Annotated in this window: 12 protein-coding genes; 9 read left to right on the top strand and 3 right to left on the bottom strand. The window is 63.4% G+C overall.

From position 1 onward, the window contains the following. Positions 1-327: 327 nt before the first annotated feature. From cueR to ACTJLD_RS40390, 3 genes are all read left to right on the top strand, one after another. Positions 328-732, top strand: a complete 405-nt coding sequence (cueR, locus tag ACTJLD_RS40400; RefSeq protein ID WP_027786885.1) for a Cu(I)-responsive transcriptional regulator — start codon at positions 328-330, stop codon at positions 730-732. A 215-nt stretch (positions 733-947) separates the two neighbouring features. Next, the gene (locus ACTJLD_RS40395) at positions 948-1,094 is read left to right on the top strand and encodes a DUF3563 family protein (RefSeq protein ID WP_006478295.1); all 147 of its coding nucleotides are present in this window, start codon (positions 948-950) and stop codon (positions 1,092-1,094) included. A 114-nt stretch (positions 1,095-1,208) separates the two neighbouring features. Then, a complete protein-coding gene (locus tag ACTJLD_RS40390; RefSeq protein WP_185734178.1) occupies positions 1,209-1,577 on the top strand; it encodes a hypothetical protein in 369 nt (122 codons plus the stop codon). A 15-nt stretch (positions 1,578-1,592) separates the two neighbouring features. Here ACTJLD_RS40390 and ACTJLD_RS40385 read toward each other — a convergent pair whose 3' ends face one another. Continuing rightward, positions 1,593-2,438 carry a 23S rRNA (adenine(2030)-N(6))-methyltransferase RlmJ gene (locus tag ACTJLD_RS40385; protein ID WP_021164367.1) on the bottom strand — a complete coding sequence of 282 codons (846 nt, stop codon included), beginning with the start codon at positions 2,436-2,438 and terminating at the stop codon, positions 1,593-1,595. A 112-nt stretch (positions 2,439-2,550) separates the two neighbouring features. Beyond that, positions 2,551-3,522 carry a potassium channel beta subunit family protein gene (locus ACTJLD_RS40380; RefSeq protein ID WP_440661648.1) on the bottom strand — a complete coding sequence of 324 codons (972 nt, stop codon included), beginning with the start codon at positions 3,520-3,522 and terminating at the stop codon, positions 2,551-2,553. A gap of 164 nt (positions 3,523-3,686) precedes the next feature. Between ACTJLD_RS40380 and ACTJLD_RS40375 the strand changes: the two genes are divergently transcribed. Then, entirely contained in the window at positions 3,687-4,475 is a 789-nt protein-coding gene (locus tag ACTJLD_RS40375; protein ID WP_048026652.1) for a 3-hydroxybutyrate dehydrogenase, read from the top strand. Between the two features lie 152 nt (positions 4,476-4,627). Here ACTJLD_RS40375 and ACTJLD_RS40370 read toward each other — a convergent pair whose 3' ends face one another. Further along, a complete protein-coding gene (locus tag ACTJLD_RS40370; protein WP_027786889.1) occupies positions 4,628-5,827 on the bottom strand; it encodes an amino acid aminotransferase in 1,200 nt (399 codons plus the stop codon). A 263-nt stretch (positions 5,828-6,090) separates the two neighbouring features. On the opposite strand from ACTJLD_RS40370, the gene uvrB reads away from it, so the two are divergent. From uvrB to ACTJLD_RS40345, 5 genes are all read left to right on the top strand, one after another. Continuing rightward, on the top strand, positions 6,091-8,181 hold the full coding sequence (uvrB, locus tag ACTJLD_RS40365) for an excinuclease ABC subunit UvrB (protein WP_027786890.1): 2,091 nt from the start codon (positions 6,091-6,093) through the stop codon (positions 8,179-8,181). A 220-nt stretch (positions 8,182-8,401) separates the two neighbouring features. After that, positions 8,402-8,953 carry an iron transporter gene (locus ACTJLD_RS40360; RefSeq protein WP_021163417.1) on the top strand — a complete coding sequence of 184 codons (552 nt, stop codon included), beginning with the start codon at positions 8,402-8,404 and terminating at the stop codon, positions 8,951-8,953. Positions 8,954-9,008: 55 nt separating this feature from the next. Then, entirely contained in the window at positions 9,009-9,341 is a 333-nt protein-coding gene (locus ACTJLD_RS40355; protein WP_047898577.1) for a cupredoxin domain-containing protein, read from the top strand. A gap of 58 nt (positions 9,342-9,399) precedes the next feature. Continuing rightward, complete coding sequence (locus ACTJLD_RS40350) at positions 9,400-10,242, top strand: FTR1 family iron permease (RefSeq protein WP_021163415.1); 843 nt, start codon at positions 9,400-9,402, stop codon at positions 10,240-10,242. Beyond that, complete coding sequence (locus tag ACTJLD_RS40345) at positions 10,239-11,636, top strand: 4Fe-4S binding protein (protein ID WP_119338366.1); 1,398 nt, start codon at positions 10,239-10,241, stop codon at positions 11,634-11,636. Before ACTJLD_RS40350 ends, ACTJLD_RS40345 begins: the two co-directional genes overlap by 4 nt. Positions 11,637-11,733: the final 97 nt, after the last annotated feature.

Here is an 11,733-nt window from a genome sequence, read left to right as displayed (position 1 = left end):
CGAACAGGACCGTGAAACGACTCTACGCCGATGATAGTGCGGATTCCCGTGTGAAAGTAGGTAATCGTCAGGCTCCCTAAGCCAAGAACCCCCGCCCGAAAGGCGGGGGTTTTTGCATTTCGGCGACGAAAATATATCTGCGTTTGGAGAAAGGGCACGTTATTCATCCCCTCTACCTGGCGCGCCGGCCCGATCACTCAGCTGCAATCCTGCAGTCAAACCCTGCCCCGAAACGAAACCACGCGATTTGATACGATCGAAGCGGCGCCGGCGATTGCACTCGTCGACGTTCATGTTCGAAACCAGGGCTTGATGGAGAGGGCGGGAATGAATATCGGCGACGCGTCGCGCGAATCCGGAGTCAGCGCAAAAATGATCCGGTACTACGAACAGGTTGGCCTGCTTGCGCCGAGCAAACGTACCGACGCCGGCTACCGGATCTACGGCGCGGACGAAATTCATATCCTGCGCTTCATCCGTCAGGCGCGACGCCTAGGCTTTCTCGTCGAGGACATCCGCAAGCTGCTAACGCTCTGGCAAGATCGTTCCCGCGCGAGCTCAGAAGTGAAGTCGATCGCGCTCGAGCACGTGGCCGAACTCGACAAGCGCATCGCGGAACTGAGCGACATGCGCGACACGCTGGCCGATCTTGCTGCGCACTGTCATGGTGATGGGCGTCCAGAATGCCCGATTTTGGCGCGTCTATCCGACCCCGTCAGTGAACCAAATTAGTGCGCGTACTCGAGGCTCAAGACGGGCCTCGAATCGATTTCCATAAAAATCAATATGTTACGTGAAATTGACGTTCGGCCATTCCAAACAGGAATGGCTTCCATGCAAGTATTTCACTAGCATCTTGGTGCGGCATCGCTATAATTCGGGATAACCCTATACGGGAAATCCCTGAATCTCGATTCACCAGGGGTCCCCCTTCCTTGGAGAACGTCATGATCGCCTACATCGTTGAAAAGCTGAGCAACTGGTTCGAATCCGCAGAACGTGAACGCCGTGAGGCTTACCTCGCCACGTCGTCGGACATCGTCCAGCTCGAAAGCCGTATCCGCTCGCTCGAAACCAACGGCTACTCGCTGTAATCGGAGTCACCGTCAGGTGCCACGTGGCACCGAACGATAAGCAAGCCCCGTATTGACGGGGCTTTGTTTTTTTGTGCGCCGGATCTGGCGCAATCATCAGTGCAGCGCTATGGTATGGGCCTGCTTTTCATCCCGAAGGACACGATCATGCGTTTGCGTCTCGATGTGCGTCGCAGTACCCGCGCGCGTCTCGTTTTCGGCGCGGTGGCGCTTGTTCACGGACTCGCGGCCGCTGCCGCGACATCGTCCAAACCGCTGATTCTCGATACGCAACGCGGCATCCAGGACGGCAAGGGCGGGTTGGTGCTGCAGACGGCGCCGTTGTCTCCTGAGCCGATCGTCGAGCCGGCAGGCATGCGAGTTCCGGCCGGGCAGGCGCCGAACACGTCGGTTCCGCTGTTCGTCGCGCCGTATATCAATGTACCCGCGTGGGGTGGGCAGCCGGCCAACCAGCCAAGGCTTGCGCCCAGACCGCAGCCGTAACGCGCAGTCGCGTGATCAGTTTCCGCGGTGCTCGATCTGGCAGCGGGCGCCGCTATCCTGTCCCAGCATCTCGACCAGATAGGGCAGTGCCTCGTTCATGCTCTGGGCGAGGGTGTACGGCGGATTCAGGATGAACATCCCGCTGCCGTAGAGACCCAGCCCGTCAGTGGGCGGATTCGACACCGTCAGTGTCAGGTGCAGCCAGTTGTTCGGTTGCAGGCGCTTCAACTGCTCGGGAAAGCGCTGCGATTCCGTTCGGGTCACCTGCGGGTACCAGACGGCATAGCAGCCCGTCGCGAAACGCTTCAGACACTCCGTCACGCAAGTCACCGTGCGCGCGTAATCCTTCTTGTCCTCGTAGGACGGGTCGATCAGCACGAGTGCGCGTCGCGGCGGCGGCGGCAGCAGTGCCTTGATGCCTTCGAAGCCGTCTCCGGCAAAGATCATCGCGCGTCGCCCCGCATCGCGGAAATTGTGGCGCAGCACGTCGATTTCCGTCGTGTGCATTTCGAACAGCCGCATCCGGTCCTGCTCGCGCATCGATCGCCATGCGATGTATGGGGACCCCGGGTAGAAGCGCAGTTCGCCGTCGTCGTTCAGCGCGCGGACTTCATCCACATAGTCGCCCAGCGCTTCCGGCAGGTTCTTTTCGTTCCACAGCCGGCCGATGCCGGTGTCGAATTCCGACGTCTTTGCCGCGTAACCGTCGCGCAGCGAGTACACGCCGGCACCTGCATGCGTGTCGATGTACCAGTACGACTTGTCTTTCTTGTTCAGGTAGCGCAGCAGCTGGACGACGACGGCGTGCTTGAGCACGTCCGCGTGGTTGCCTGCGTGAAAACCGTGACGATAACTGAGCATGGCGGGCTGCCTGAAACGAAAGGTGAATCGATGAAAGCGGTCGATCGGGCGCGGCCGTCAGGCCGGGCGCCGATGCGGGCCGCGTATTGTACGCGAGTGGCCGTGCATTGCCTCATTCGTACGCATCGCCGACCACCTCTTCGATGCGTTGTTTCACATTCGGTGTCAGCTTCGCGGCAACGTCGAGCGCGCGCATGTTGTCGCTGATCTGTTCGACTCGCGACGCGCCCGTGATGACCGAGCTCACGTGAGGATTCGCGAGCACCCACGCGATCGCGAGCTGGCCGGTGCTGCAGCCGAGCTCCGTCGCAATTTCGCCGAGCCGTTCGACGATGTCGTTGGCGGCCTGGTCGGTCAGGCGGTCGCGCATCCAGTCGTACCCCTGTAACTGCGCGCGGCTGCCGGGCGGTACGCCGTTACGGTACTTGCCGGTGAGCAGGCCCGATGCCAGCGGGCTCCAGGTCGTGAGGCCGAGACCGTAGTCGTCGTAGAGCCGTGCATATTCCTTTTCGACCCGCGTGCGGTGGAACAGGTTGTACTGCGGCTGCTCGACAACCGGCTTGTGCAGGTGATGCCGTTCGGCGATCTCGCAGGCAGCACGGATCTCGTCGGCGCTCCATTCCGACGTGCCCCAGTACAGCGCCTTGCCGCGCACGATCATGTCGCTCATTGCCCAGACGGTTTCCTCGATCGGCGTGTTCGGATCGGGGCGGTGGCAATAGACGAGATCGACGTAGTCGAGCTGAAGCCGGCGCAGTGAGCCGTCGATGGCGTTCAGCAGGTATTTCCGGTTCAGCGTGTGATACTGGTTCGGCGCTTCGGCGAGCCCCCAGAAGAACTTGGTGGACACGATATAGCTGACACGCGGCCAATCGAGGGACTTGAGCGCATGACCCATGATTTCCTCGGATTTGCCGCCGGCGTACACCTCGGCGTTGTCGAAGAAATTGACGCCCGCGTCGCGTGCCGCGGCAAGGCATTCGCGCGCGACTCGCTGGTCGACCTGGTTGCCGTACGTCACCCACGAGCCGAGCGAAAGCTCGCTGATCTGCAGGCCGGAGCGGCCTAGCCGTCGATAGTGCATGCGAATCTCCTGCGTGACAGAACCGACCTTAAGCTTAGACGTTTTGCGCGCGAACGGCGGGGCCGATCGTGCACAATGGCGGCTGGCCCGCCGCGTCGATCATGCGATGAACGCCGAGGTGACGGGCACGTACTTTTTCGATCCGAAAACGGGAGGAGACGGACATGGCAGCAGATCTGAATGGCAAGACCGCAGTCGTCACGGGCGCCGCGAGCGGCATCGGCAAGGAAATCGCACTCGAGCTCGCGAAAGCGGGCGCGGCCGTCGCGATCGCCGACCTGAACCAGGACGGCGCGAACGCCGTTGCCGACGAGATCGTCAAGGCGGGCGGCAAGGCGATCGGCGTCGCGATGGACGTGACGAACGAGGAAGCCGTGAACAGCGGTATCGACAAGGTGGCCGAAACGTTCGGCTCGGTCGACATCCTCGTGTCGAACGCGGGCATCCAGATCGTCAACCCGATCGAGAACTACTCGTTCTCCGACTGGAAGAAGATGCAGGCGATCCACGTCGACGGTGCATTCCTGACGACCAAGGCCGCGCTCAAGCACATGTACAAGGACGATCGCGGCGGTGTCGTGATCTACATGGGTTCGGTGCACTCGCACGAAGCGTCGCCGCTGAAATCGGCGTACGTGACGGCCAAGCACGGCCTGCTCGGCCTGGCCCGTGTGCTGGCGAAGGAAGGCGCGAAGCACAACGTGCGCTCGCACGTCGTGTGTCCGGGCTTCGTGCGCACGCCGCTGGTCGACAAGCAGATTCCGGAGCAGGCGAAGGAGCTCGGGATCAGCGAAGAAGAAGTGGTGAAGAAGGTGATGCTCGGCAATACGGTCGACGGCGTGTTCACGACGGTGCAGGACGTCGCGCAGACGGTGCTGTTCCTGTCGGCGTTCCCGAGCGCCGCGCTCACGGGCCAGTCAGTTGTCGTCAGCCACGGCTGGTTCATGCAGTAAAGGCTTCCGGCACGGGCGGTCGCGACACGTGCTGCCCGGGCGACGATTCCCCGGCAAGTCCGGAGAATCGCACAAAAAAACGCGCTCCGGGGAGCGCGTTTTTCGTTTCGGCAGGACGGGGCCGGTGATGGCTGCCGTCCGTTGGCGCCGACTTACTTCAGAACCGCTGCAACGGCATTGGCAACCGCGTCGAGGTTGCGCGTGTTCAGCGCGGCGACGCAGATCCGGCCCGTGCCGACCGCGTAGATGCCGAACTCGTCGCGCAGGCGATCGACTTGCGCCGAGGTCAGGCCCGAATACGAGAACATCCCGCGCTGCGCGTTGATGAAGCTGAAGTCGCGATCGACGCCGCTTGCCTTCAGGCGCTCGACGAGACCGTTGCGCATCGCGCGGATGCGGTCGCGCATTTCACCGAGTTCCTGCACCCACGAAGCGTACAGTTCCGGCGATGCGAGCACCGCTGCGACCACGGCGCCGCCATGGGTCGGCGGGTTCGAGTAGTTCGTGCGGATCACGCGCTTCAGTTGCGACAGCACGCGCGTCGCTTCTTCCTTGCTCGACGTGATGATCGACAGGGCGCCGACGCGTTCGCCGTACAGCGAGAACGACTTCGAGAACGACGACGACACGAATGCGTTCAGGTCGGCCGCGGCAAACAGGCGCACGGCGGCAGCGTCGGCCTCGATGTTCTCGCCGAAGCCCTGGTAGGCCATGTCGAGGAACGGCACGAGGTTGCGTGCCTTCACGACGTCGACGACCTGTTGCCATTGCGCTTCGGTCAGGTCCACGCCGGTCGGGTTGTGGCAGCACGCGTGCAGCACGACGACCGTGCCGGCTTCGTAACCGTTCAGCGCCGACAGCATGCCTTCGAAGTTCACGCCGTTGGTGGCCGCGTCGTAATACGGGTACGCAACGACTTCGAAGCCGGCCGCTTCGAACAGCGCGCGGTGGTTTTCCCAGCTCGGATCGCTGATCGCGACCTTCACGTTCGGGTTCACGGTGCGCAGGAAATCGGCGCCGATCTTCAGCGCGCCCGTGCCGCCCAGTGCCTGGGCCGTGACCACGCGGCCCGCTGCGATCAGCGGCGAATCGTTGCCGAGCAGCAGCTTCTGCACGGCCGCATCGTAGGCGGCGATGCCGTCGATCGGCAGGTAGCCGCGCGGCAGGCCCGCTTCAACGCGCACCTTCTCTGCTTCGCGAACCGCGCGCAGCAGCGGGATCTTGCCTTCTTCGTTCGTGTACACACCGACGCCGAGGTTGACCTTGGTCGGACGCGCATCGGCGTTGAAGGCTTCGTTCAGGCCCAGGATCGGGTCGCGGGGAGCAAGCTGGACAGCAGAGAAGAGCGACATGATGATTCGGCAGTAGTGAAAAGAGGGTCAGGCTTTCAACGGGCGGGGCGGGCGCGGGGGACCGCGCGCAGGCAGGCACGACGCCGGAAAGCGCAGCAGCCTGACATTGTAGCGAATTCGCGCTGGCGGGGGCGGCGTTTCGGCGGCGAAATTCGGCCGGGAACCGCGATTCCCGGCAGCCGTCGCGCGTCAGGAGCCGACAGCAGTTCGCCCGGCCGCGAAGCGCTAGAATGACTCTTTTGCCCTCGCTCCGGCCGCATTCCATGTCCGAACATCATGCCGAAACCGGCGACGCGCTCGACGAATCGAAATTCGTGACCTTCGAAGGGTCGCCGTTCCAGCTGTACCAACCGTATCCGCCCGCAGGCGACCAGCCGACCGCGATCGACACGCTCGTCGAAGGGGTCGAGGACGGCCTGTCGTTCCAGACGCTGCTCGGCGTGACGGGCTCGGGCAAGACCTTCACGATGGCGAACACGATCGCGCGGCTCGGCCGCCCGGCGATCGTGTTCGCGCCGAACAAGACGCTTGCCGCGCAACTCTACTCGGAATTCCGGGAGTTCTTCCCGCGCAACGCGGTCGAGTATTTCGTCTCTTACTACGACTATTACCAGCCTGAAGCCTACGTGCCGCAGCGCGACCTGTTCATCGAGAAGGACTCGTCGATCAACGAGCACATCGAGCAGATGCGGCTGTCGGCGACGAAGAGCCTGATGGAGCGCCGCGACGTCGTGATCGTCGCGACGGTGTCGGCGATCTACGGTATCGGCAATCCGTCCGAATACCACCAGATGATCCTGACGCTGCGCGCCGGCGACAAGCTCGGCCAGCGCGACGTGATCGCGCGGCTGATCGCGATGCAGTACACGCGCAACGAGCAGGATTTCCAGCGCGGCACGTTCCGCGTGCGCGGCGACACGATCGACATCTTCCCGGCCGAGCACGCCGAGCTGGCCGTGCGCGTCGAGCTGTTCGACGACGAGGTCGAGACGCTGCAGCTGTTCGACCCGCTGACCGGCCGCGTGCGGCAGAAGATTCCACGCTTCACCGTGTATCCGTCGTCGCACTACGTGACGCCGCGCGATACCGTGATGCGCGCGGTCGAGACGATCAAGGACGAACTGCGCGAGCGGCTCGAGTTCTTTCACAGCGACGGCAAGCTCGTCGAGGCGCAGCGCCTCGAACAGCGCACGCGTTTCGATCTCGAGATGCTGCAGGAACTCGGCTTCTGCAAGGGCATCGAGAACTACTCGCGGCATTTCTCGGGGGCGGAGCCCGGCGATCCGCCGCCGACGCTCGTCGACTACCTGCCGCCCGACGCGCTGATGCTGCTCGACGAATCGCACGTGCTGATCGGCCAGCTGAACGGCATGTACAACGGCGACCGCGCACGCAAGGAAAACCTCGTCAACTATGGCTTCCGGCTGCCGTCGGCGCTGGACAACCGGCCGCTCAAGTTTCCCGAGTTCGAGCGCAAGATGCGCCAGGTCGTGTTCGTGTCGGCCACGCCGGCCGACTACGAGAAGCGCGTGACCGGGCAGATCGCCGAACAGGTCGTGCGGCCGACGGGGCTCGTCGATCCGGAAATCGAAGTGCGGCCGGCGAGCTCGCAGGTCGACGACGTGCTCGCCGAGATCAATGCGCGCGTGAAAGCCGAGGAGCGCGTGCTGATCACCGTGCTGACGAAGCGCATGGCCGAACAGCTCACCGAGTTCCTGGCCGACCACGGGGTCAAGGTGCGTTACCTGCACAGCGACATCGACACGGTCGAGCGTGTCGAAATCATCCGTGACCTGCGGCTCGGCACGTTCGACGTGCTGGTCGGGATCAACCTGCTGCGCGAAGGGCTCGACATTCCCGAGGTGTCGCTGGTCGCGATCCTCGACGCGGACAAGGAAGGCTTCCTGCGCGCGGAACGCTCGCTGATCCAGACGATTGGCCGGGCCGCGCGGAACGTGAACGGCAAGGCGATCCTCTACGCGGACAACATGACCGAGTCGATGAAGCGCGCGATCGGCGAGACCGAGCGGCGCCGCGCGAAGCAGATTGCCTACAACGAGCAGATGGGCATCACGCCGCGCGGTGTCGTGAAGCGCATCAAGGACATCATCGACGGCGTCTACAACGCGGACGAGGCACGCGCCGAGCTGAAGGAAGCCCAGCAGCGTGCGAAATTCGAGGACATGTCGGAAAAGCAGCTCGCCAAGGAAATCAAGCGCCTCGAGAAGCAGATGGCCGACTACGCGAAGAACCTCGAGTTCGAGAAGGCTGCCGCGACCCGCGACCAGCTTGCGCTGTTGCGTGAGCGCGTGTTCGGCGCGAACGTCGGCGATCACGTCAGCGGCGGCCGGTAAATCTTTCCAAGCGTCACAGAAACCTTGCGGTAACGAGCCTGTAAGCCTTGTCGGATCAGGGGTTTACATGGCTCGTCGTTTGTTCCGGAACAGGTTCGGTGCTAAACTTCGCAATTATTGAGAATTGTTCGCATTAACGTTATTCGTCGCGTTAGTGTTTTCGGCGGGCAGGCCTGACGGTCGGTTCGCATGGTTCCAGATCAAATAACAAGGAGTGTCCATGTTGGGTTCTTCGTTCATCCGCACGACGGTTGCGGTAGCAGCGGCGCTTGCCGCGATGTCGGCCTCGGCAGCCGAATATCCGATCGGCAAGCAGCAGATCCAGGGCGGCATGGAAATCGGCGCGGTGTACCTGCAGCCGATCACGATGGACCCGGAAGGGATGATGCGCAAGGCGTCGGATTCCGACATCCACCTCGAGGCCGACATCCATGCGGTCAAGAACAACCCGACGGGTTTCGCGGAAGGCGACTGGATGCCGTACCTGCAGGTCACGTACAAGCTGACGAAGCAGGGTGACACGAAGTGGAAGGCCGAAGGCGACCTGATGGGCATGGTCGCGAGCGATGGTCCGCACTACGGCGACAACGTGAAGCTGAACGGCCCGGGCAAGTATCACCTGACGATGGTCGTCAAGCCGCCGATGCAGACGGGCCACATGGCGTTCGGTCGTCACATCGACAAGGAAACGGGCGTGGGCGCATGGTTCAAGCCCATTACCCTCGAATACGACTTCCCGTTCGCCGGTATCGGCAAGAAGGGCGGTTACTGATTGGTAGCATCACGGACGGCGCGCTTCGGCGCGCCGTCGGCGTAGAGAACCCAGAATGAAAATTCCCCAGAAAATCGTTGCCGCAGCCGCTGCGTTGTGGCTTGCCGGCGCAGCGTACGCTGCCGATCTGCCGACGTTCAAGCTCGAAATGGCGGACGGCAAGCTGAATCCCGCCCGCATCGAAGTGCCGGCCGGCCAGCGTTTCAAGATCGAGATCAAGAACACCGGCAAGGGCGCAGCCGAATTCGAGAGCGTCCAGCTGCGCAAGGAGAAGGTGCTTGCGCCGGGTGCCGATTCGTTCGTGGTCGTCGCGCCGCTGTCGCCGGGCGAATACAAGTTTTTCGACGATTTCCACCAGCAGGCGCAGGGCGTGATCGTCGCGAAGTAACACGTTTTATCTGCGCGCAGGCTCACCTGCCCGATGTTCTGCGCGTCAGGAGGTATCGATGGGTCAGATCTTGTTCATCGTCTGGCGGGAGAGCGTCGAAGCGCTGCTCGTCGTCGGCATTCTCTATGCATGGCTGAAAAACGGCGACGACGACGCGCGCCGCGGCCTGCCTTTCCTGTGGGCCGGCGTCGGTGTCGGCTTGCTGATGGCCGTGGGCCTCGGCGCCGCGCTGGTCGGTTTCACCGAAGTGCTGTCCGGTGACGCGCAGGACTACTTCCAGACTGCGATGGTGCTGATCGCATGCGTGCTGATCGTGCAGATGGTGCTGTGGATGCGCCGGCACGGCCGCACGCTGAAGCGCGACATGGAGCAATCGCTTCAGCAGAGCACGCGCGATTCGAACTGGTGGGGCGTCGCGGTGCTGGTCGCGCTTGCGATCGCGCGCGAGGGCAGCGAGACGGTGATCTTCCTGTACGGTCTCGGTTTCGGCCAGTCGGGCCACGTCGACGGCAGCCAGATGCTCGCGGTCGTGATCGGCCTCGGCCTTGCGTTCTTCACGTTCTATCTGCTGCAGCTCGGCGGCAAGTACTTCTCGTGGCGGCATTTCTTCCGCGTCACCGAAGTGATGCTGCTGTTCCTCGGCGCAGGCCTGTTCCAGACCGGCGTCGACAAGCTGATCGACAAGGAAATCCTGCCGCTCGGCATTTCGCAGGTGTGGGACACGTCCGCGATCCTCGATGATTCGGGCACGTTCGGCTCGCTCGTCGCGACGCTGACCGGTTATCGCGCGCACCCGGCACTGACCAACCTGGTTGCGTACGCGGTGTACTGGGCGGTGGTCTGGTTGCTGATGAAGCGTGCGAGCCGTCGCCCGGCCGTCGCTGCGGGTCGCGCGGCATGAGCGTTGCCGCCGCAGCCAAGCCGGGCTGGCTCGCGCAGGCGGGCCAGTGGATGCAGCGCCACGGCGCGCTGATCCGCGGCATCCAGTGGGCCGTCGTCGCCATCTATGCGTTCCTGATCATCGTGCCGGCGGTGTTGCCGCTGCCGGACGACTCCGCGCACCTGTGGAGCAACCTCACGCTGATCGCGCAATTCACGTTCTGGGGCATCTGGTGGCCGTTCGTGCTGCTGTCGATGGTGATGCTCGGCCGTGTCTGGTGCGGCGTGCTGTGTCCGGAGGGCGCGCTCACCGAATTCGCGAGCAAGTTTGGCCGGGGCGGTCCGATTCCGCGCTGGATACGGTGGGGTGGCTGGCCGTTCGTCGCGTTCGGACTCACGACGATCTACGGGCAGATGGTGAGCGTGTACCAGTACCCGCTCGCGGTGCTGTTCGTGCTCGGCGGCTCGACCGTCGGCGCGATCGTGATCGGCGTGCTGTACGGCCGCGAGAAGCGCGTGTGGTGCAAGTACCTGTGCCCGGTCAACGGCGTGTTCGGGCTGCTCGCGCGGCTTGCGCCGATGCGCTACAAGGTCGACGAGGAGGCATGGCGTCGTTCGTACAAGAACGGCGAGCATGGCCATCGCGTGATTCCGATCAACTGCGCACCGCTCGTGCCGTTGCGCAACATGCAGGGCGCGGCGGACTGCCATATGTGCGGTCGCTGCAGCGGGCACCGGGATGCAATCTCGTTGTCGTCGCGCTCGCCGTCCGACGAAGTCGTGAACCTCGGCGCGCAAAAGGCGAACCCGTGGGACACCGCGCTGATCCTGTACGGCCTGCTCGGCGTCGCGATCGGTGCGTTCCACTGGACCGTCAGCCCATGGTTCGTGCAGATCAAGCAATGGCTCGCGGGCTGGCTGATCGACCATGACATCACGTGGCCGCTCGAAACCAATGCACCGTGGTTCCTGCTCACGCATTATCCGGATCGCAACGACGTCTTCTCCTGGCTCGACGGCGGGCTGGTCGTCAGCTACATCGTCGGCACGGGGCTCGTGTACGGCACGGCGCTGCTGGTGCTGTTGGCCGGCGCCACGCTGATGCTCGGCCGCTTCGAGCGCGTGCGGCTCCATCATCTCGCGCAGGCTTTGATCCCTATCGCGGGCGCGGGCGTGTTTCTTGGCTTGTCGGCCACGACGCTGTCGCTGCTTCGTGCCGAGCATGTGCCGCTCGGTTGGGCAACCGATGTACGCATCGCGATCCTGGTCGGCGCCAACGCATGGAGTGCGTGGCTCGCATGGAAAGTGACGGGGCGTTATGCGGCCTTGCCGCGCCGGCTTGCGGCATTCGCGTGGTTCGCTGTCGCGCTTGCCGTCATCGACAGCGCATGGTGGCTGATGTTCTGGGGTTTCTGAAGCGGCTCGCGCGCCGCTTCGGCGGTCATGCACTTACGCGGTAACGAATCTCGGGGACTTGCTTCGCGCATTGGCCGCCCAAATAAAAAAGCGACAC

The organism is Burkholderia sp. 22088 (genome assembly GCF_052045915.1).
Lineage (GTDB): Bacteria > Pseudomonadota > Gammaproteobacteria > Burkholderiales > Burkholderiaceae > Burkholderia > Burkholderia cepacia.
This window is presented reverse-complemented; position numbering and strand designations above follow the sequence as displayed.